20 protein-coding genes and 1 pseudogene are annotated in these 21,981 nt (G+C 47.8%); 18 read left to right on the top strand and 3 right to left on the bottom strand.

Annotated elements, in window-relative coordinates; genetic code table 11:
• The 8 genes and pseudogenes from B7992_RS14570 to B7992_RS14535 form a co-directional block, all read left to right on the top strand.
• On the top strand, window positions 1-522 hold a 522-nt coding region (locus B7992_RS14570; protein WP_217897619.1), incomplete at its 5' end, for a hypothetical protein.
• A gap of 41 nt (window positions 523-563) precedes the next feature.
• Window positions 564-974: a hypothetical protein gene (locus B7992_RS14565; RefSeq protein WP_139258163.1), complete on the top strand. Its 411-nt coding sequence runs from the start codon at window positions 564-566 to the stop codon at window positions 972-974.
• The gene (locus B7992_RS14560) at window positions 962-1,528 is read left to right on the top strand and encodes a hypothetical protein (RefSeq protein WP_073156451.1); all 567 of its coding nucleotides are present in this window, start codon (window positions 962-964) and stop codon (window positions 1,526-1,528) included. The genes B7992_RS14565 and B7992_RS14560 overlap by 13 nt, the downstream gene beginning before the upstream one ends.
• A gap of 16 nt (window positions 1,529-1,544) precedes the next feature.
• Complete coding sequence (locus B7992_RS14555) at window positions 1,545-2,189, top strand: hypothetical protein (RefSeq protein WP_073156454.1); 645 nt, start codon at window positions 1,545-1,547, stop codon at window positions 2,187-2,189.
• 3 nt (window positions 2,190-2,192) lie between these two features.
• The gene (locus B7992_RS14550; protein WP_073156457.1) at window positions 2,193-3,413 is read left to right on the top strand and encodes a hypothetical protein; all 1,221 of its coding nucleotides are present in this window, start codon (window positions 2,193-2,195) and stop codon (window positions 3,411-3,413) included.
• Window positions 3,414-3,566: 153 nt separating this feature from the next.
• Window positions 3,567-4,540, top strand: a pseudogene (locus B7992_RS14545) (carbamoyl phosphate synthase large subunit); the annotation flags it as partial.
• 153 nt (window positions 4,541-4,693) lie between these two features.
• Window positions 4,694-5,614: a hypothetical protein gene (locus B7992_RS14540; protein WP_073156459.1), complete on the top strand. Its 921-nt coding sequence runs from the start codon at window positions 4,694-4,696 to the stop codon at window positions 5,612-5,614.
• A gap of 52 nt (window positions 5,615-5,666) precedes the next feature.
• Window positions 5,667-6,119 carry a hypothetical protein gene (locus B7992_RS14535; protein ID WP_088666629.1) on the top strand — a complete coding sequence of 151 codons (453 nt, stop codon included), beginning with the start codon at window positions 5,667-5,669 and terminating at the stop codon, window positions 6,117-6,119.
• 148 nt (window positions 6,120-6,267) lie between these two features.
• Here B7992_RS14535 and typA read toward each other — a convergent pair whose 3' ends face one another.
• Entirely contained in the window at window positions 6,268-8,100 is a 1,833-nt protein-coding gene (gene typA, locus B7992_RS14530; RefSeq protein ID WP_073156465.1) for a translational GTPase TypA, read from the bottom strand.
• A 202-nt stretch (window positions 8,101-8,302) separates the two neighbouring features.
• On the opposite strand from typA, the gene B7992_RS14525 reads away from it, so the two are divergent.
• Window positions 8,303-8,761 (top strand): hypothetical protein, encoded by a 459-nt coding sequence (locus tag B7992_RS14525; RefSeq protein WP_073156469.1) that lies wholly within the window; start codon window positions 8,303-8,305, stop codon window positions 8,759-8,761.
• Between the two features lie 59 nt (window positions 8,762-8,820).
• On the opposite strand, the gene B7992_RS14520 is transcribed toward B7992_RS14525, so the two are convergent.
• Both B7992_RS14520 and B7992_RS14515 read right to left on the bottom strand, forming a co-directional pair.
• Window positions 8,821-10,056, bottom strand: coding sequence for a lamin tail domain-containing protein (locus B7992_RS14520; RefSeq protein WP_088666628.1), 1,236 nt, complete (start codon window positions 10,054-10,056; stop codon window positions 8,821-8,823).
• 106 nt (window positions 10,057-10,162) lie between these two features.
• The gene (locus tag B7992_RS14515) at window positions 10,163-10,630 is read right to left on the bottom strand and encodes a peptide chain release factor-like protein (protein ID WP_254917731.1); all 468 of its coding nucleotides are present in this window, start codon (window positions 10,628-10,630) and stop codon (window positions 10,163-10,165) included.
• A gap of 18 nt (window positions 10,631-10,648) precedes the next feature.
• On the opposite strand from B7992_RS14515, the gene B7992_RS14510 reads away from it, so the two are divergent.
• The 9 genes from B7992_RS14510 (at window position 10,649) to B7992_RS14470 (ending at window position 21,845) form a co-directional block, all read left to right on the top strand.
• The gene (locus B7992_RS14510) at window positions 10,649-11,356 is read left to right on the top strand and encodes a hypothetical protein (RefSeq protein ID WP_073156478.1); all 708 of its coding nucleotides are present in this window, start codon (window positions 10,649-10,651) and stop codon (window positions 11,354-11,356) included.
• 20 nt (window positions 11,357-11,376) lie between these two features.
• Entirely contained in the window at window positions 11,377-12,273 is an 897-nt protein-coding gene (locus tag B7992_RS14505) for a hypothetical protein (RefSeq protein ID WP_141100488.1), read from the top strand.
• Between the two features lie 23 nt (window positions 12,274-12,296).
• Window positions 12,297-16,382 (top strand): C25 family cysteine peptidase, encoded by a 4,086-nt coding sequence (locus B7992_RS14500; protein WP_254917730.1) that lies wholly within the window; start codon window positions 12,297-12,299, stop codon window positions 16,380-16,382.
• Between the two features lie 2 nt (window positions 16,383-16,384).
• Window positions 16,385-17,326, top strand: a complete 942-nt coding sequence (locus tag B7992_RS14495; RefSeq protein WP_073156487.1) for a hypothetical protein — start codon at window positions 16,385-16,387, stop codon at window positions 17,324-17,326.
• A gap of 407 nt (window positions 17,327-17,733) precedes the next feature.
• Window positions 17,734-18,075 carry a P-II family nitrogen regulator gene (locus tag B7992_RS14490; protein ID WP_073156489.1) on the top strand — a complete coding sequence of 114 codons (342 nt, stop codon included), beginning with the start codon at window positions 17,734-17,736 and terminating at the stop codon, window positions 18,073-18,075.
• A 15-nt stretch (window positions 18,076-18,090) separates the two neighbouring features.
• On the top strand, window positions 18,091-19,500 hold the full coding sequence (locus B7992_RS14485; RefSeq protein ID WP_254917729.1) for an ammonium transporter: 1,410 nt from the start codon (window positions 18,091-18,093) through the stop codon (window positions 19,498-19,500).
• Window positions 19,501-19,759: 259 nt separating this feature from the next.
• Window positions 19,760-20,575, top strand: coding sequence for a TIGR02147 family protein (locus B7992_RS14480; protein ID WP_088666624.1), 816 nt, complete (start codon window positions 19,760-19,762; stop codon window positions 20,573-20,575).
• A gap of 10 nt (window positions 20,576-20,585) precedes the next feature.
• A complete protein-coding gene (locus B7992_RS14475) occupies window positions 20,586-21,284 on the top strand; it encodes a hypothetical protein (protein ID WP_088666623.1) in 699 nt (232 codons plus the stop codon).
• A gap of 15 nt (window positions 21,285-21,299) precedes the next feature.
• Window positions 21,300-21,845 (top strand): hypothetical protein, encoded by a 546-nt coding sequence (locus B7992_RS14470; RefSeq protein ID WP_141100487.1) that lies wholly within the window; start codon window positions 21,300-21,302, stop codon window positions 21,843-21,845.
• Window positions 21,846-21,981 lie beyond the last annotated feature (136 nt).

Genomic DNA, 21,981 nt, shown 5'->3' with positions numbered 1-21,981 from the left:
TTTTTTGCATCCTTCAGATTCCGCTCGGATTATGCATTTGCAAATAGAATTCGGGTTATCTTGAATTCTGGTGAAAAATCCGATTTTGGGAACGGTGTGAAGTTTGCGTTGCATCATTCCGACGAGCAAAATTGGAATGTTGCGGATGATCCATCCCATTATGGTTTGACTCATGAGATGTCGCAGGCGGATTCGATAGTTGTGCTGGACCTTTCGGGAAGTTTGTTGTGGGGGGCTATTCCACTGTCATCGACGGTAATGCCAAAGAATAACCGCAAAGCTGTTGCGACAAATGGCTCTATTACTATTGATGGTGACCAGGTTCTAGTTGCAGTAAACGAGTCTGCTTACTATACTCTGCAGGTCGTAGATGCGTCGGGAATTCCGTTACAGACACTATTTAAAGGTGCATGGAATGATGGCGAACATTATGTATCCATTAAAAATGTTACTTTTGCACCTAATAATTATCTAGTCTTGGGCCGCAATGGAAATATTTTAAACAAGGTAAAGATCGAATGATGTGCTCGAAAAAAATATTGATTGCAGCATGTCTTTGCTTCATGGCCATTATGCTGACCGCTTGCCCCTACATTGACCATGGAACATCGAAGGCCGCGGAACTCATTGGCCAAGAAGAAATTCAAGGGTGCTATTATGGAACGAAGTACGAAAATTGGTATGAAACTCAGGTAGTGTATTGCACGAAGTTTTGTATAGATTCTGTGGCTCATGTTCAGTACAAACTTGTTTATGCGAACATGAATGCTGATTCGTCTTTTGTAATTGAAAAAACTTATGATGAAACTGAGTATGATTCAGATTTTTCTGTAGGTAATCAAGAAAAGGATGGCTCCGTATTATATAGTCTCCATGTGGATAAATTAGGCTCATTTGAAAAAAAAACAAATGGATATTTTGAAAAAGATGGTGTTGTGTTTTTGGCAGAGGAAAATAAGTCATGCGGATTCTAGTTCTACTTCTTTTCTTTTGCCTTAGCGCACAGGCGGCCTTTGTCTCTGTAAATATAGGGGACAGTCGTCTTCAATCATCTCATTGGGTTTCGGACCCATCGGGCATTGTTGGCTTTTCGCTTGAAGCAGGATTTTTCAATGAAACCTCAAATCTAATTGATTATAAGCTTTCTTTTGATGTAAAAAGATTTGGCTATTCTTATGACGATGGCGATGAAGCCGTGTCTTTTTGGACTATCGGATTCAGGCCTTTTACTTGGTCTGTGACCTATAAGAATATTATGTTTGAGGCGTATCCAAGTATTTCATGGATATTTGCGTGGAATAATGTAAACCGTGCCATGGAAGAACATTCATTCAATGAAACATTTGACGGTCGTCGATTCTGTTTCGGATATGGTTACCGATTAGGATATTATTTGAACGAAAATCTTTTTTTAGGCCTTAATGCCGATTATCGAATGGTTTATTGGAATTTTCACGGATTGCACGGTGGCGATGATAGTTGGATGTCGATGGGAGGCTGGGGTCTTTCCGCTCAATGGAACTTTTAACAATAGGGATTTATAAATGAAAAAATTTTTTATGGCTGTTGCGCTTATTTGCGTTTCGTCCTTCGCTCTTACATTGGAAGATGTGAAAAGGGGCTTGAGTGCTAATGTGATTAACCCGGATTCCTTGGAATATCGGGTACATACGGTGGTGATCGTTCCTACGTTTGGTTCTCAGGCTACAGATTATCATTATGTGACCAAAGGGAAAAATAAGGTCTATTTTGAAATGCGGAGTTCCCTTGTGAACCAGCGGATGATTCAATCCGGTGAAAAAATGAAAACTGTTGACTTGGTGACTCAAAAAGAGCGGATTACCTCATACAATGGTGAAATAGAAAAATTAGCTTCTGTTCAAAATGTGTCCAATACGTTAGGTTCCGGGAATTGGAAGGAACCCGTACGCATTGAGGGTTCGCTTTATAAGATTGAAGGGGATTCGTCCGTTGTTTATTATGATTCGGCGAAAAAACAAGTGCAGAAAATGGAACAAAATGTAGGGGAAAATTCATCGGTAATGACTTTCGAGTATGATGATGCAACGAAGCAAATCAGTGCCATGCATATTTCTGTGTTGGTTGGTGCGCAAGAGACTAAAGTGGACATGACATTTTCTGTTTATCAGTCATCCGCGAAGTTTCCAGACAGGTATTTTGAATTTTAGTTAATGCTTGTTGTTTCTCGTATTCTTATTTTGTTCGGTTTCCTTGCTGTTTGTGCAGGGGCTGCGACAGTGCAGGTCATTGAAGGGGATGCCGACGGTACGTGGGACCTGTCTGCCAAAAAACTTCGGGCGATGGCGACCGTTTATTTAGCGGAACTCGGGCATGCCCCCAGTCCCGAAATCGAGAACGTCGGCGTTTCCTTTACGGCGTCCGGGCCCGCGAAGCGCTCCGTGCGGATGAAGAAGTTTTCATTCAACGGCCAGATTGAAGAGGATTCTGTCACCGTTGCCGATGCGGACAGCGTCGACGTTGCGGTGGAAAACATGCTTACAAAGTCTTTCGGGACGGCCTCCAAACGCTATAAAAGCGATAGGCCCGCCGAAGTGTTTTTCATGGATCCGGAGTTCATCGGTGTGGACGACAACACGGCGGATCTTGCCGCCAAAAATACGGAAACGGCCCTCGAAGAACTTGGATACGGACTTTCTGATGACCACGATGGGGTCAAGCTCCAGATGACGTTTGTGAAGTTGAAGAACACCTACTGGCTCGGGATGGTGCGCTTTGAAGGGTCGAAAATTATCAGGGCCGCGCATAAAAAATTCCTGCCGGGCGATGACCTTGAAATGGTGGCCTATTCGTTGACGGACAAGATCATGAATTCAAGTACGAAGCTCGATACCCCTTATACCGAAGTGGTGGATTATGAAAATACCCACGAAGCGAGGTGCCGCGCAACCGATGGCGTAAGTTCTGCAACTGGTGCTGTTGCCGGCTTAGCTGCCGATGTTCTCTGCAATATGTCGGACTATATGGGGTTGGAGGTAGCCGCGGGAGGCAAGGACCTTTACGGGGACTGGTATTCGGAAGTTCGATTTGACCTCGCGTGGGGCTTTTCGGATAGTCATTCTTGGCTTCTGGGCCTGGATTATGCCGGGACCATGGGCTATACGAAATCCAGGTGGGCGATTGAATCCATCCACAGGTTTTCGCAGACGAAGGGCCTGTTTTTCGACATCCTGTGGGGCTGGGGCTGTGACGACTGGCGCCGCGGCTGGTACATGGGTGCGGACATCGGGTACAACCTGCTCATGTTCGGGCCGAAGGCGCACTGGTTGTCGCTTATGTTGCGCTATGACTGGAATATCGACGATTCCGTGACCGACGACGGCCGAATCTCTGTCAACCTGGTTTACAATCTTCGCGGCTACTATACCGATTGATTGAAATGCGTTAGGGATAGTGACCCCTTGGGGCGGAGACTTGCGTAAGCAAGGCTCCGTTTTAGTAGGCTGGTTGCGAGCGGAGCGATGTCAAACGGCCACTAAAATATAGCCCGACCCGTGCGGAGCGCGGGGAACGCCCAAAAGAGCATTAAGGATTTCAACAAGAAGACGAAGGAAGAACTTCTCGAAATGATGAAGACCGCTTATTCCGAACGCCACTTCCAGATGTACGAAGCTCTCCGCAAGGGCGCTACCGTCGAGGAAGTGAACGCCGTGACCTACGAAAAGGCATACTTCATTGAACAGATGAAGGAACTCGTCGAACATGAAGAAGAAATGCTCAAGACTCCGGGCATGCACCCGAAGGATGAAATCCTCATCAAGGCCAAGAAGGATGGCTTCGGCGATAAGTACATCGCAAAGATCCTCGGCATCCGTGAAAAGGACGTTCGAGCAAAGCGTATCGAACTTGGCATGGTTGAAGGCTGGTGCGCAGTGCCCGTAAGCGGCGTGAAGGACCAGTACTACTACTATTCTACCAACAACTGCAAGGACGAATCTACCGCCACCAATAACCCGAAAAAGATCATGATCCTCGGCGGTGGCCCGGACAGAATCGGCCAGGGTATCGAATTCGACTATTGCTGCTGCCACGTTGCAATGGCTCTCCGCGAAATGGGTTACGAAACCATCATGGTGAACTGCAACCCGGATAGCCGCGCAGCGAGCCAAGCGACAATAAACTTGTTTATTGTCATTTGGCGAGCCAGGGGAAAGAGGCGAAGCCTCCAACCGTTTCTACCGACTACGATACTTCCGACAAGCTGTACTTAGAACCGGTTACCCTCGAAGACGTTCTCCAGATTTACAAGAAGGAACAGCCCGCAGGCGTTATCGTGCAGTTCGGTGGCCAAATTCCGCTGAACATCGCCCGCGCACTCAGCGACGAAGGCGTGAAGAATCTCGGTACCAGCATCGATTCCATCGACATCGCTGAAGACCGCGACCTGTTCCGCAAGATGATGGACCAGCTGGAAATCCCGATGCCCGAAAGCGACATGGAAGTTATTTACGACGAAAACATGCTCCGCGAATATGTTGCCAAGGCCGTCGGCGTTACTCCGCGGCAATAGTGAGGAATTTGTTGGAATGCTAAGTCCACATATTTGATTTTTCTCTACATATCCAGTATTGTGAAAAACGCTTAAATGGGCGTGGTGTTTGACTATTTTCTATGGTTAACTACTTCTAATTCTATATAAATTAAGGAGTAAAAGATGAAGAAACCGCTTTCTATGATAGCGATTTGTGCTCTTGCTATGGGCGCAAATGCTGAGGACAAGTCATTTGATATGCTTGGCCGCCAGAACAACACTGCAAATTATGCTAAGACCGTAGAAACTGCTGCAGGTAAAAATAATATGCAGCAGAACAAGTCTGCTTTGATGAAGGCTAGCAATGCAAGATACGGCTCTCTTACCATGGGTGAGTATGAATACCAACTTTATCAAGGTAAAGTATACGCAATTGATGGAGAAGAAGTTTCGGAAGACGACTTCTTAGAAAGGTCTAACGATAAGATAGTTTGTACTCGCGAGCTCGATTATGCTGATTATACCGATTGGAAGTATCCGGAATTTTGGATTTATAGTAAGCCTTATTATGGCCCTAAGGACAGGTCTTATGATTATGAAAGCAACATTTTCAAGAAGAGTTCTTTTACTGCAGGAGGTAGTGCAGAACAAATCCATCTTCTTTCGGATTATTATGGCTGTTTAGGAAATCGTAGGGTTGCTCCTATCAATTGGGCTTCAAAATATGCCGGTGATAATAGTTACTCCATATGTGGACTTTCTTCCCATAGCACGGCTTTAGCATACCTTCTTACGGCGGCTACTGCGGGAAGTGTATATTCTTCTTTAAATCGACTCGTTGGTGAAAGTAAGGGAACGAATCATTTCTATCCATTGCCGTATTCTCACGATGTTCCTGTTGGTGTTGCCACGGGGCGAAATGTTTCGGCTGGATTGGAAAAGGCTAGTAAAAACAATGATTTGACTGATGAAATTGATCAGTATGTATATGATTTTCGTGTGACCGAATTTGCTGGTGCTGGCAATAGCGGTTCATCAGGTGAAATGACGTCTTCCAATGCAAATATTCTAATTTTCGATTTAGCAATAAAAATGATTTTATAAATGGCATCCCGAAGTTGTTAAGGCTCTCCTGTTGACATCCAGCACGAATCCTGTGACCAGTTCTACTGATTATACCGCAAGCAAGCTAAATAAGAAAATCCTGAAGGGCGTTCCTAATTACAGCGCTATGATTGGCTTGAATCGTTCTAAATTCTGGACAGGTCCCAACAATGCCATTGATAATTATGGCACTATTCATGTTGAAGAAGCTAATGGTATTGTTGCGGGTAAAACTTATCGTGTTGCTATTGCCTGGCTGGTTAATCCTAAATCTGTTAAACCTTCTAATTCTAAGACTGAAGAAAGAATCCCTATGGTCTTTGGCTTGAATGTTTCTCAGTACAAAGGCAACACTGCAACTTCCCAGATTAGAAATGCTACCTTCCAGTATGTGGAATTTGTTGCGAAGAATAATAATCCGATTAAGATTAATATTTCCCGTACAAGAAATGATGTTGCAACTGATGATATTATTCTCGGTTTCAACTTCTATCGTGTTCCGTAATAATTGTTGTTTTAGTTCTGAATTGTGAAGAAAGCCTGTGGAAATTTTTCCGCAGGCTTTTTGTAGAAATAAGAAAAGACCAACTTTAAAAAGCGGGTCTTTTCTAATCCGAGAAGTGTCGCGGCGCCATTGGTACCGCAAACAACGATTATTCTTCTTCTGCGGGCTTCTTGGAGAGCTGCTTTCTCTTGATGGGATCCAGCTCGGTCTTGCGGAGGCGCAGAACTTCCGGAGTGACTTCGATGCATTCGTCTTCGTTAATGAAGGTAACGCATTCTTCCAGAGTCAGACGGCGATACGGAGTCAGCTGGATCATATCATCAGCAGACTTGGAACGCATATTGGTCAGGTGCTTACCCTTGGTGACGTTCACGGTGATATCCACATCACGGTTGTGTTCGCCAACGATCATGCCCGGATAAACTTCAGCGCCCGGTCCGATGATGAGGTAGCCGCGGTCTTCCAGGTTAGAAAGAGCGTAGCTAGCGGCTTCACCCGGTTCCTTAGCAATGAGCACGCCGTTGATACGAGCCGGGATTTCTCCCTTGTACGGTTCGTAGCCCTTGAAGATGGACTGGCTGATGGCGTAACCCTTGGAGAGGGACAGGAGTCTGGGACGGATACCGATAAGGCCGCGAGAAGGAACGTTGAATTCCAAGGTGACGCGATCGTTTTCATCGGTGGTCATGTTGGTCATTTCGCCCTTACGCTGCTGGATTTCCTGAATGCAGGCGCCGCTAAATTCGTTAGGTACTTCGACCTTGAATTCTTCGACCGGTTCCAGGAGCTTGCCGTTTTCGTCGTTCTTGAAAATCACCTGGGGAGAACCGATGGTGAATTCATAGAGTTCACGACGCATATTTTCCACCAGAATGGTCAGATGGAGAATGCCGCGGCCAGAAACCTTGAAGTTGGAAGCACCGTCAGCCTTTTCCACCAGGAGGGCGGGGTCAGCCATGTGTGCGCGTTCCAGACGTTCCTGGAGCTGGTTACCAGTCATGAACTTACCACCGTACTTACCTGCCAAGGGGGAGGTGTTCACGGTGAACATCATGGAGATGGTGGGCGGGTCAATGTGGATACGGGGCAGTTCCACAGGATTCTTCGGATCGGACAGGGTATCGCCGATGTCGAAGTTGTCGAAACCTGCCAGAAGAACAATGTCGCCCGGACCGGCTTCTTCAACCGGCTGGGGAGAAAGACCGTCGTAGCGGAGAACCTTCTGGAGACGGACGTTCTTGAACTTGCCGTCGACAGTGGACTGTGCAACAGTCAGACCCGGCTTGAACAGACCGTTCTGGACGCGGCCCACTGCCAAGCGACCGAGGAAGCCGGAGTATTCCAGAGAGGTAATCTGCATGAGGGGTTCGGCATTCGGATCGCCCTTGGGAGCCGGAATGCGTTCGATAATCTTGTCCATGAGGATGGAGAAATCGCCATCCGGATCTTCCATTTCTGCCTTGCAGATACCGCGACGGCCGGAACCGAACACCTTGTCGAAGTCCAGCTGTTCTTCAGTTGCGTCAAGTTCGCAGAACAGGTCGAAAACCTTGTCCAGAGCGCCATGGGGATTGCAACCGTCACGGTCGATCTTGTTCACGACGACGATAGGAATAAGGCCCATCTGGAGAGCCTTCTGGGTTACGAAACGGGTCTGGGCCATAGGACCTTCGAAAGCGTCCACCACCAAAATCACACCGTCAACGGTACCAAGAACGCGTTCCACCTGGCCACCGAAGTCGGCATGCCCCGGGGTATCCACGATGTTCACGCGGTAGCCCTTGTACATCACGTTGGTGTTCTTGGAAAGGATGGTAATGCCGCGTTCGCGTTCCAGGTTGTCGGAGTCCATCACGCGTTCGTTGACTTCTTCACCTTCGTGGAAGGTTCCGCACTGCTTGAGGAGCTGGTCCACCAGGGTAGTTTTACCGTGGTCAACGTGGGCGATGATGGCGACGTTTCTGATTTTAGATTGATCCATAGGGCCTTCTTATATATAGAAAGGTTTATTTTTGGGCGCAAATTTAGAAAAATAGCACAATCATGGCAAGTTAGCTTTGAGTGTGGAACTGTGAGCATTGCGCAAAAAACACCCTTACAGGCCTCATAACTCATAGCTCATAGCTCGTAACTCATGGCTCATAGCTCGTAACTCATGGCTTTTTTACTATATTTGGGCTACTATGGCAAAGAATAAAGATCTTGATAATTTTGATGACGACGAAATGGACGAGGCCGCCCTCGAAAAGTTCGAGTCCGAAGAAGAATCCTCTGCCCCGGTTGTCCGTGACTACAGCGACCGTTGCATTTTGGTGTGGGAAGAAGACGATGCTCGCCGTGAGGCTTGCCTCGAAGTGCTGACCGATCTTCTGGTTGGCGCTACGATTAAGGCTGTCAAGACTGAGGCCGAAGCCCAGGAACAGCTTGAAAACGACGACTGGGATACCTTTGTGGTTGACTTCTATACCGATGGCGTTTCTAGCAGCGAATTCATCAAGAATGCAAATAACTATCCGGGCTCTATCCTGGTAGCTATCAACATGGCTCCCCTGACTCTTGCTGAAGAACGTGAACCTGCCCGTACAGAACTGCTCCGCAGACTGTTTGACGTGGAACGCGCTAACACTCAGATTAGAGCTTAATTCGCCTAATCGGCTGCAAATTTTAAAACGACCGCTTTCTGGAGCGGCCGTTTTTTTCGTTAGAGGATTCCCGGTGTGGGTGTGGCCAGCTTCCAGGCGGTTGAATCCTGACGGTTTTTCCACTGCTCCAGGTTCAGTTGGGAGGAGGCGCCATTTTTGCCCGAGGGAACTGCGGGTACTACATTAGGGTGTAGCGAGTCTGGTTCCGAGGCGTAGTAAAGCGAATCCAGCGTAATGTCGTCGCACTTGAGGATGACGAACCCTTTGGAATTTCCCATGTCGTTCCAGCCGTCGGTCCCGATGTGGAGGGCGGGTGTATTTTGGCTGTTGGGGTTTCCCAGAACGAGGATCTCGTTAGGCGGAATCTCGCTGACGGTGAGGGGGATGAACTTGGTGGAACTGGAGCTGGTGAGCCCGATGGCGCAGTCGTCAAGAATCAGGGTGTCCAGGCTGCCGTTGTAGATTTCTACAAATTCGTATTGGGTAGTGTCCTTATTGTCGGGGGCGGCCATCACTTCGGTAATCAGGAGTTCGTTGGCCTTGGGCTTGCGGTATCCTGCTGGCAGGGGGAGTGTCAATTCCACGTTCTTTTCTGGTGCGAAGTTCACCATCAGCGAAACCTGGCTCCTGAGCGAATTTAATGTCAGATTTGGAACGGGGCTGTCTTCCGTCAAAAGGAACTTGTCTTTCAGCTTGTAGATGCCCTTTCCATCTTCGCCGAACAGTGTGATTTCCACATCGTAGTTGGCCCCCAGTTTCAACATTCCGCTCTTGAAAATACCGGCGGTTGCCGTCTGGGTCATGGGGATGGTATAACTGTCCTTGTCGGATGTAAGGGTCATGGTTCCCCGGGTAACTCCCGCACTGTTGTTCAGACCCAACGGAACCTCGATGTAGACAAAGCCTACGATGGCGTGCATCTGGATGCTCAGGTTTACGGCAGCGCCTGCAGAAAGCTTGGCTTCCAGTTCTCCCATCTGCAGCAGGTCTCCGTTGGCATAAATCTTTGCCTTGAAACTCCAGTGGTCGCTGGGAAACAGGTCCAGGCTGAAGTCGGGATTTCCTGGGGCATGAATCAAATGGAGCGTGTCCGGGCCGAGGCAGTCAAGAACAAGACTGTCTACCAGAGGGGTTTCGGTATAGGAAAACCTCAGGGAAACGCTGGTCTTTTCGACGTCAACAGACGAAAGCTGGTTGTTGGTGGAGTCTGTCCCGCAGTTCCAGAAAAATGCGGCGCAGAACAAGATGGCGGCCAAGAAACACTTGGTCGAGATGCGGTTAAGAATCGGACTCATAAAACCTCCTGTTTTGAAGTGGTCCACTTCTTAACACGAGTTTTTGATCCAGAAAATCGCCTTTGACACCGTAAAAAGATTTTTACTTTCGGAAGTCTGCGAAATCTTAAAGCTTAAGGGGCTTTTGGCCGTTTTGTTGCCTGTTCCCTTGGAGTTTTGTGGCGCAGGCTTTATCTTGCCGAAGAATTTTAACCAGGGCGCTGGGACTGAGGTTGAATGCGGCTGCTGCGGTCTTGGTATCTCCCCCCTTGGCGGCCATAATATCAAATACATGAGCTACGAAAAGGGGAAATAACGCATTGGAGGTCTGGATGTGACCGTTGCTGCCGGGAAAAGGAATTTCCGGGCTTGCTGGTGTTTCTCGAACTTGCAGGGCTAGGGCCATCTGCATACGGTGCAATGCATGGATCTTATTTTCGTGAGCGCTCCTACCTTCGCAGGATTTGATTTCTAAATTGAATTCACGAAGAGTTAAAAGGACTCCTGTGTTGGTCTTGTTGCGGTGCTGGCCGCCGGGACCGCTGCCTTGATACCCCTTGAGGGTGCAGGCTCGAAGGAGTTCATCCAAGGTCATTTTTAGGTAGGTGTCGCGATGCATGTACTGAAAAATAAAATAGTTTTGGCCGCTGTTGCCGGAATTCTCATGTTTTTTGCTGGCTGTGCTGGTTCCTCTAGCTCGTTAAGCGAATCTGCTGCCGTTAAGGATGCAAAGGCTCAGAATCGCGAAATTGATAAGCAGGCCGCCCTGGAAGCCATGTTCCAGAAGTTCCTTGCCGCCATTCGCGTCGATACTCCTGCAGACACCTTGCTGGAAATGCTGACCGATCCTTCGGAAAACTGGTTGGATGAACTGGAACGTCATGCCATGTCCTACACCGAGGCGGAACTGGATACCTGCCAGTTTTACGAAATTTATTCCATTCTCCTTTACCGTCTATACGAACGTGAACACCTGTGGGAAGTTTCCGAAGATCGCATGCTGTGGCTCTACCTTTCTAAGGCGGGGATGTTCCAGCGCTTTACCAGCCTGAAACTTGGGCCCATGAAGGTGAAAAATGACCGCGGCAGCATTGGTCTTGCCAATAGCCCCGAGGTTCCCATTATGCTGTTTGAATGGGATGATAACGACTGGAAGTTAGACCTGGTGGAAACGGTTCCCCTGATTACCAAGGGCGTTGAAGCTACCGCCGTGAAGAAGAACTGGACTGACAAGAAATTGGCCCTGTACTGGCTGGATAGGGAATACCATCTGCAGTATAGCCGACTGGATGAATCCCTGTTCAATCCTATTGGATTCTAACGCTTTTCGTTGGTTTTATAATGAGTAAAAGCTTTGTTCGTGTGCTTGGCCTCTGTCTGTTAGCGGTATCCTTGTGCGTATCAGCCCCGGCCTCCCAAAAATCAACTAAGACCGGCTATACTTCGGGTTCCGCAAAAATTCTTGGTGCCGTAGATTCCCGCCGACCCTTTAGTGGCGACCGTCTGTTTGCGACGCTGGATTCTGTTGGCGGTACGGGCACGTGGATGGAATGGGATGTGAACGGCGTAAAGGATCCGTCCCTGATGGAAGTGCTGAATCCTATGCTCAAGGCTGAAAATAAGCCGGAAATGGTTTGGGTACTTACGGAACGTCAACTTCCCTTGCTGGCTGTACTCCTGCAGAAAGGTGCTGGTGAAGTGCTGATGTTTTATGAACTAAAAAAGCTGGATGCAAAGCCCGAAAAATTGACGATCAATCCTGTACTTTCTAACTCCGTGGTGTTTAGAGATTATAAACAAGTTTCTGAAAATGAATTTGTTCATATAGATAAGCCTGACTTGAAAATCAAGACCATGAGCAATGGATTCCGCTTTACTTATGAAAACCGCGTAGATTCTCCGCTAACCTTGGATCCGACTTATTCGACCAAGTCTTTTGTGGAGAAAAAGGCGATGCTTAGGGATTATGAGGATTACTTCAAGTATGAGTATTCCCTGATGCTTCGTGCTTTTGTCCAGTCTGTTCGAGGCGTGTTCAATTGGCAGCCCTGGCATTGGTATATGCAGGAATGGAATGCTAACTATAAAATGCCGTCAGAGGAACTGGATGCCATTCTCAGTAGCGGTGTGATGCCTCCTTTCTTTACGCTTTTTAAGGCCAAGACGGCTCGAGGCGAAGTGGTTGAATTTAGGACCAATGGAAACGGCTATTCCGAATTGCTGGTGACTAATCCCTAGGTGCATTTTTCTATTTTGAAAACGTGAAGTTTTCAATATCAAATTTTGTTCTTGCGGCGCTGTTGGCGGTGCCTGCATTTGCCTCGAAAGTGGTGGAGGATTCCCAAAATCGCTTTGTGATGGATGATGAAGTCGCAAATACGGCTGTGCTGGATTGCGATGGTTCCAAGGGTGGTTTTTTCCGACCGGAAAATGCCACTTATTTCGATGGAAACGGTGTTCCGTTTAGAACGTATAGCATTGCCTTGCCGACGAAGGAATTGCCTCAGGTTTTCATATCTGATGAGCGTCTGCTTGAATTGGGCAAGCCTGTCTGTGCTGATCCGGAAAGAATGGAGCCGGTGTCGTTTGGCTTTGGTCCGATTCAGATGTCTGAAGCGGTTCAGCGAGATGGCCTCTGGCTTACGGATATCCGGGTGCCTCTTTATGTGAAAAGAGGAAACTCTGTTGCACTTCGCAAGAACTTTAGACTGAACGTCAAGTTTAACGGACGGGCTGCAGGTGTGAAGCCTGGTCTGAGAGGACTTGCCCGTGCACTGAACGTGAACGGGGCTTCGCGCTTTGGCGCGAACCAGAAGGCTTTGCAGAAAAGCCTTCGCAAGTCCGCCTCTAGCGATTACTCCGACGTTGAATTCCTGGCACAGTTCTTTGTAGGCGATAAAAAGCTTGGCTCGTTCTCTGAAGATGGCCTGTATGCTGTAGAGTATAGAAGTGTTCGTGCGGCAATGGTTTCCGCTCAACGAGAAGACGATCTCGTGGGCATACCTGTAGATAAGATTTGCCTATATGGTTCGTCTCAGGATACCCTTGCGGCAATTGGTCCTGGCGCGGCGGAACGCAATCCCAATCAAATTTTTGAAATCCCCATTGAGGTTAGAGACCATTCTCCTTCTAGTTCCAAGGCTGACGGAACTTTTGGCGAGGGAGACTCCATTGTATTTGTTGGATACGGAAACGGCTTCTGGAAACGTTGTGACCGCGAAAATCCGTCGTTTAAAAACGGCGAGATGGACTACTTCCATTCCTATTCTCCCTATTCCTTTGACCAGGGATTCCTTCTTGGAAAGAAATATACGGGTAAGGGCAAACGACTCTCGGACTTGGTTGAATCCCCTGCGGGAAAGGGCCGAGATGTGGAGTGGATGCGCTATGTACATGCCGAAGAAGATGCCTTGCTTAGGGATACTTATTACGGAAAGGACCTGAACTGGGAATCCGCTTCAGGTAAGGAATGGTTCTGGCATTGGCACTCGAGGTTTGATTCCACGCGTATTTCTGCTGCGGAGTTAAAAACGGATGAAACGTATACGTTGCCTGGCCTTGTGGAAGGCGGCAGGCAGTATGTTGCCGTAACGTACATGCCCCGCCGTTCTGTAAGTCATACTTCTGCAGAAAAAGCAAATGACCAGAAAAAAGACATCTATATGTCTAGCCGTAGTTATGCAGAAAGAATGGATTCCATCTTTTTTGCCGTAGAGGTGAACGGAACTAGAGTCCGCCGTGAGGCGACGACTTTGATGCCGGGGGGTAACTTTAGGATCGATGGCGTCGAACTTAAGAAGACTGGCAATTCCATTGCCCTGGATATGCTCCCGGGCGGCACACAGTATGATCGTTTTAACGGATACAGTTTTGCCTACCAGTGGAAGCCTGTTGTCGATTCTGCGGAATGGCTTTTGCCGGGAAATGTTTCGGGTGTGATCAACGTTCCGGTTCCGTCTGGTACGCAGGTCATGAAGTTTAAGAATCTTCAGCCTGTCGGCTATTTGCGTTCATCCAACGGTGTTGCCAAGGATAGCGTGGCCAGCGAGGATGATGTTCGCTATCTTGCCGTTCGTTCGGATGCGTTTAGAGAGGACTTGAGGGTTGCTGGTTTTTCTAGACCCAATAGCGGTGTCCTTAAGGATTTGACTCGCCCTAATTCAAAGTTGGAGTATTTGATCATTGCTCCTCCTGACTTTATTAATGAAGCTGTTGCCTTGGCTGAGTTTAGGGCCGGCGGTTCTGCTGTAAGTTCTATTGCCACCTCTGTAGTAAATCTTGAAGACATTTACAGAACGTACACGGCAGGGCGCCTTTCTCCGGTTGCAATTAGAAACTACCTGTCTTACGTTTACTCTGTATGCCCCGATTTCCGTTATGTCCTTTTGGTCGGCTCGGGAACTTTCGATTACCGCGGCATGAACAGCCGACTGACGCCAAATCATTTCCCGACCTACCAGGATGAAGACTATGTGTCCGAGGATTTTTATGGCGTACTGGATTCGGGTGAAGTGATTCGCTTTGGACCTTATGAGCTGGATGTTGCCGTTGGGCGAATTCCTGCCCAGTCTCCGTCTGCGTTTGCCAACTATGTTCGCAAGGCGAAAGATCATGAAATGCTGAAAACGTTTGACAATTCTAGTTGGCGTTCTGTCATTTTGTTGGCTGCAGATGATGCCTGGAATAATGGCGGTGTCGATAATATCCCTCATACCACTTTTCAGGAAAATACGGCTAAAACAATCAGTGATCGTTCTGAAGAAAAGAATATTCGCTGGGATATGAAGAAAATTTACCTGGTGGATTATGAACGGGATGCGTCTGGACAGAAAAAACTCGCTGCCGAAAACTTTATCAGTATTTTGAACCAGGGAGCCCTGATTACCACGTACTATGGACATGGTTCGAAGACGGACTGGGCTGTAGAAGGTTTGATGAAGCCCAGCTATGTTAAGAAACTTTCTAATAAGGGACGATATACCATATTGGCTTCGTTCTCCTGTACGGTTGGCCGTTTTGATGAAGGAACTGTTCCGTCACTTTCAGAAGAAATGTTAATGGCTAATGGCGCAGGTTCTATTGTTTCCATTGGTGCGACTAGAGAAACTTTTGCCTCGGAGAATAAAACCTTCGGATTGAATTTCATGAGCTTTGCCTTGACCTCTGATTCCGTCCGTCGCATTGGTGATGCTTACGTAGGTTCCAAACGTTATTCCACTTTATCTGGAAACCAGCGTTATAATGAAGGACGCTATGTATTGTTAGGCGAACCGGTCATTGGTCTGCCGATTTCTGAATATAAAGTGAAACTAGATAAACCTCTGGAACAGATTAAGGCGCTTGACAAATTGACTTTGTCTGGAACTGTAGATGGTCTTGATGATGGATATATCGTGTTGAACTTGAAAGAAGGCCGTTCGTACAAAACGGTTGATTTGCAAAATTCGATGAACGAAGAATTGGAAGTGTTCTTGAATGGTCCTCTGATTTATTCTGAAGAAGTGGCTGTGAAGAATGGACGGTTCTCTACAGAATTTGTCACCCCGCGTAAAATGTCCTTTGGTGATTCCCTGGCGGAATTTACAACGTGGGCGTATTCAAAGAAATCCGCTGCTGTTGGCCGCTCCCTAATTGGACATTTGAGAATCGCAGGAATATCCAACTATGCAGATTCCTTGAAGGATACTGTTCCCCCCACAATCAAGATTCAGTCTTGTATATCGGGGGCAATGGCAACCTACTTTGTTGACGGACAAAACATAAAGCTTCAGGCTCCTGCATGCTTGCAAGTTGAAGTGGAAGATTCTACGGCCCTCGATTTTAGGGAACAGGCTGATGAGGGAATTTCCTTTGAAGTCGAAGGTGTTCAGGATCCGTTCCATCCAAGCCCTTATCTTGAACAGAATTCCAAATATGCTAAGGTCCGTATGAACTTTAGTACGGAACAATATCCTGCGGGATCCTACTTGTTTAAAGTGAGGGCCCTGGATGTTGTTGGAAATGCTGCTACGAAAACGTTGGTGGTCGAAATTACTGACGAGATGGAGACGGGCCTGGCCGATGTTTTCAATGCTCCGAACCCCATGGGTAAAAAGGGAACGACTTTCTACTTTAAGAATTTCGCTGATTCCAGAGTAAACATTTTCATCTACAATCAGAATGGCCGTCTGGTGAAGGTCTTGAAGGATGCCGTATCGGGTGTGACCCGCTGGGATGGCCGCGATGATCGTAACCGCCTTCTTGCTAATGGGCTGTATCACTATGTGGTACGTTGCGAAGTTCCTGCGTCGGAAGGTGTGAAAAAGAAAACTTGGACTAAAAAACAGAAACTATTGATTTCGAGGTAATTATGGATTTGAGAGAAAAACCGGGTAAGATTCAGTCTTTTTTGGAGATCATGCTGCGTATACGCCTGATTTCCATTGTGGCTATCGTCGTTGCTTCCATCAGCTTTATGGCCTCCAGCTGGCAGGGCATTGCCTCCTTGCCCTTGGGAGCGTCTGAAGCGCTGGGAATGTGGATGGCCGAGGTGGAAGGTGTTGCAGGGGTCTGGGCTAATGCTCAGTATCTGAGCGTGGCTGCCATTGCCGCCGTTGTACTGTTCGCTATTTTTGGAAGCGTTCGCGGTGCGGTTGCGTCTGCCGTTTCTTTTGGCTTGGCATTTGGCGCTCTCTACATCTTGGGCGGTAACGAAAACATGCCTGTCATGATGTTTGGCGCTTTGGCGATTGTTTCGCTGGTGGCTCTTGTTGTGGTGAAGGTCCCCTTCGCCTGTGGACTTTTCCCCTTTGTCTTGGCCTGGATTTTCTGGAGCGGACTTTGTGCCGTTCTGCCTGCTAGCCTGGAACCCACCTGGCTTGTGTGGGCTGTGCTTTCTGCTCTTGGATTTGCCAGTGCGATGTCCTTGTCTGCTGTGGCGGGCAAGCATCTGTCTGCCGGTGTGCCTGCTGCGGGTGCTTTGGTAAAGGCTGCGAAGCAGATGTTTGTCCCGGTGCTTGCGGCTTCCTTGCTAGCTGTGTGCGCCGTGGCTTTTGACATGCCTGCCGCTAACGCTGTGGATGCCGCCCAGGCGTCCGATGCTGCTGCAAATGCCGCCGATGCCGCCAAGACTTCTAATTTGAATTACTGGGGCGCAGCCCTTTACTTCTTCGTTTTCAATTTGTGGTTCTTCGTTCTGCAGTTCCCCATTATGTCCTTTGCCCCTTGGGAACGCCTCCGCTCCGGAAGCCGCCGCGTAGAAATGAAGGACAAGAAGAAGGCTGCCGGCAAGAAAAACTCGAAGAAGAAATAGTCGATTCGAACATCTTTGTTTTGCGAAACTCCTCCGCATGGGGGAGTTTTTTATTTGCGGTGGTTGTCTCTGCTGGTTTACAGAAAATGAAAATTACAAAAATATGATAAATAGGATTGAGGGGGTTGAAGGTTGCCTTAGGAGGCTCTTTAATAGGAAATTTTTGTTTGAATTACAAATTGTGTAAATAATTTTATTTGGGTAATTCATAAAGTGTAAGCCTTTTTGGGGGAACGTCGGGGCGGTAAAATCTAACAGATAAAAAAAGGAAGATGCGTTCAAACCCTTATAGAATAAGGGATTGAGACGGTTTCGTCTATTTTTTTTGCCAACTGAAAATCTGAGTTGGCATGGTCTTTGCGTATGGGTGGCGGAAACAAAAATAAACTCAACACAAGGATGAAATCATGAAGCTCGTTACAGCTTACATTCAACCCGAAAGGCTAAATAGCGTAAAGCAGTCTCTATACGAGGCTGAAATTTTCAAGATGTCAGTCACCAACGTTCTGGGCTGCGGTCAGCAGAAGGGACACACTCAGGTGTATCGTGGCGTTGAAACCGAAGTGAACCTGCTTAAGAAGATTTGTATTCGTATCGCCGTAAACGATGAATTCGTTCAGCCCTGCATCGATGCAATCATTGCTGGCGCCCGTTCTGGTAACATCGGCGATGGCAAAATTTTTGTGACGAACCTTGAACAATGTATCCGTATCCGTACCGGTGAAACTGGCCCGGAAGCTATTGGCTAATAAGGAGGTATAAAAATGGCTGATACACTTTCTACTATCGTCGATACCGCCGCTGCTGTAGCTGATACCGTTTCTAGCGCCGCCGCTGCTGTTGTTGAATCTGTTGCCGAAGCTGCTGCTCCTGTGGCTGCCGCCGTGGAAGCCGCTGCCGCTCCCGCTGCAGAAGCTGCTCCCACTGTGGGCGAAGCAATCTTCATGACCGAAAATATCTGGATCATGATTTCCGCAATGCTGGTGTTCATCATGGGCCTTGGCTTTGCTTGCGTTGAATCCGGTCTTTGCCGTGCAAAGAGCGCTTCCAACATCTGCTTTAAGAACGTGGCTGTTCCCGCTATCGGTGTTTCCGTGTACGCATTGCTGGGCTTTGGCTTGATGTATCCGGGTGAATTTAACGGTTGGCTTGGCTTTGCAGGCTTCGGCATTGGCGACTGGATGAATCCCGCCAACTTCACTGCCGCTTATAACGGTCACTTCTCCCTGTTCACTGACTGGCTGTTCCAGGCTATGTTTGCCGCTACCGCCGCAACCATCGTTTCCGGTGCCGTTGCTGAACGTATCAAGCTTTCCTCCTTCCTGGTGTTCACCTTCTTCTACGTAGCATTCGTCTACCCGGTAGTTGGTTCCTGGGTTTGGGGTGGTGGCTGGCTCTCCAACTTCGCTGCATTCGGTGCAGAAGGCTTCCACGACCTGGCTGGTTCTGAACTGGTTCACTCCGTGGGTGGCTGGGGCGCTCTCGCTGGCGTAATCATTCTCGGACCCCGTATCGGCAAGTATGTGAACGGCAAGGCTCATGCAATTCCCGCTCACAACGTTCCGCTGGCAACTATCGGTGTGTTTATCCTGTGGTTCGGCTGGTGGGGATTCAACGGCGGTTCCGCTCTCTCCGGCAACCCCTTCGATACCTCTCTGATTCTTGTGACTACTAACTTGGCTGCTGTGGCTGGCATCATTACCGCAACTGCAACTTCCTGGATTATCGCAAAGAAGCCCGATGCCACCATGGCTCTCAACGGATGCTTGGCTGGTCTGGTTGCAATCACCGCTCCTGCTGATACCGTTTCCCCGCTCAGTGCCTGGATCATTGGTGCAATCGGTGGTGTAATCGTAGTCCTGGCTGTGTACTTCTTCGAAAAGCTCCGCTTGGACGACCCGGTTGGTGCTCTCTCCGTTCACCTGGTCAACGGTATCTGGGGTACCCTCGCTGTTGGTATCTTCGATTACACCGGCCGCTTCAACTTCTCCACCCAGCTTCTCGGTGTCGTTGCCTACGCAATCCCCTGCTTCCTCTCTGCTTGCCTGATCTTCATCGTGATCAAGAAGACTATGGGCCTGCGTGTTAGCGAAAAGGAAGAACTCCGCGGTCTCGATCTTGCAGAACACGGACAGGAATCTTATGGTGGCTTCCAGATCTTCAGCAACATGTAAGATCAGGAAAACCGCCTGGACTTTCGCGGCAAACGTCGCAATAAGTTAAAGCCATAATAAAAACAAGGACCTCGTACCGAATGGTACGGGGTTTCTTTTTCTTCTGTATCATATAAGGTAAGGTTTGTTTCATATATGGAATAAAATTTTTAAATGATTGATGAAATTAGGCGAAATTAAAGAAAAACTAATATTTTGTATCATTTTCTGTTGACTTTTTGAAAAAACCTAGTTATATTGAACATGCAAGAGAGGAAATATGAAACCGATTACTGAGTATCAAGATTATCGCTGCTACATGCAGGATTTTTACGAGGAACGGAAGCGAAAGTCCGCTTTTACCTGGCGCGAGTTTTCCAGGATGGCTGATTTTTCGTCACCTTCTTATTTGAAGTTGGTGTGTGATGGTAAAACTTCTCTGAGTCGGGTGGGTGTGCCCAAGGTGGCTGCCGCTATGGGACTGGCTGGTTTTGAGTTGACCTACTTTGAAAAGATGGTTGAGTTTGGAAATGCAAAAATAGACGCCAAGAAAAAGGCTTGTTTCGAAGAGATGACTAAGATTGCCAAGGAACAGAATGCGCGTGTCATAGACTCTGACACCTTTGCCTATTATGAATCTGCGGTCAACACCATCGTTCGCGAATTGGCTCCTCTGATGCCCGGTGCCTTGCCTCTGGAAATGGCGCGAAAGATAAAGCACACTTTTACGGCTCAGCAGGTCAGGGATTCGCTCGGTCTGTTGACGAAGGCGAATTTACTTCAGGAAACGGGTGTCAATGAATACCGTCAGACGGATCGTGTCATTTCGGGTTCTACGGAAGCGATTCCCTTGGCGTTACGTTCCCTGAATCGCGAGATGATTGATTTTGCGAGGGAAGCTATTGAAAATGTGGATCCTCGAGAAAGGAATATTTCTGGTATAACTATGGGGGTAGATGCCAAAACATTCGAACGCATCAATAAGGAGGTTGATGAATTTCGCAGACGGATTATGGCGATCGCCAGTGAATGCGAGAATATCGATCAGGTCTATCGTTTGAATTTGCAATTTTTCCCGTTGACGGAAAAAATTTAGGGAGAACAATATGAAAAAGAGAAATGGCCTTTTCGCAATTTTTTTGACGGCGATGCTATGCGCCTGCGGATCCGAAGGCGTGGCTGGTGTTGACGAACAGGGTAATTCTATTGCCGATGACCCGACTGGAGGAAATCAAAATTCCAGTTCCAGCGAAGTTATCGAAAGTTCTGGCTCCGGTATGGGTTATTCTAGCAACGATAACGGATCTTCGGATCCGGGTTTTGATCCGGGTTTTGATCCGGGCTTTGATCCCAACATCCCACAGGGGAACATTCATATAATTGAGTTCTCTGGAGCATCTTTAGATAGCGTGTACAACTACATTCTCTTGCCCCGCGAACTTTATGATATGGCTCCTGATAATTGCGGCTTGCCGGAATGTGATTTCCGTACGGTTAAGGGAGGTACCCAATCTGGTTACTTGTCTCTTGAGGAACATGATTTTTCTTCCGAAGTTATGTGTGAAGCTGGTTTTACCTACTCCTACAGGGTGGTCAGGGAAGCCGGTGTTGTTCAAAAGATCTTGAGGACAGATGATCAGAATGTTCGGGATGTTTTTGAAAATGCCTGTGCTGCCGAAGACGGAATTCTGGCAGAAGATGTATGTAAGGTTGTGCTTACTGAAGGGGCTGCAAATAAAACACCTTATGTAGATCCTTATTGGGCGTCCTTTGCCACAGAAGTTATAAACAAATGTCACGATTAAAGTAAGGAGGAAACTATGAATTACAAAATGCTAACATGCGGCATTGCCGCCCTGGGCTTACTAGCCTGTTCCGATAACAGCTCAAGTCCCGAGGAAGTCTCTCCTCAATATACGCCGGCAGCGGGATTGAATGAGGTCGAGTTCTCTGGAGCATCTTTAGATAGCGTGTACAACTACATTCTCTTGCCCCGCGAACTTTATGATATGGCTCCTGATAATTGCGGCTTGCCGGAATGTGATTTCCGTACGGTTAAGGGAGGTACCCAATCTGGTTACTTGTCTCTTGAGGAACATGATTTTTCTTCCGAAGTTATGTGTGAAGCTGGTTTTACCTACTCCTACAGGGTGGTCAGGGAAGCCGGTGTTGTTCAAAAGATCTTGAGGACAGATGATCAGAATGTTCGGGATGTTTTTGAAAATGCCTGTGCTGCCGAAGACGGAATTCTGGCAGAAGATGTATGTAAGGTTGTGCTTACTGAAGGGGCTGCAAATAAAACACCTTATGTAGATCCTTATTGGGCGTCCTTTGCCACAGAAGTTATAAACAAATGTCACGATTAAAGTAAGGAGGAAACTATGAATTACAAAATGCTAACATGCGGCATTGCCGCCCTGGGCTTACTAGCCTGTTCCGATAACAGCTCAAGTCCCGAGGAAGTCTCTCCTCAATATACGCCGGCAGCGGGATTGAATGAGG

Source organism: Fibrobacter sp. UWH1, assembly GCF_002210365.1.
Taxonomy (GTDB): domain Bacteria; phylum Fibrobacterota; class Fibrobacteria; order Fibrobacterales; family Fibrobacteraceae; genus Fibrobacter.
The sequence above is the reverse complement of the archived record's forward strand: the minus strand, read 5'-3'. Positions and strand labels throughout refer to the sequence as shown.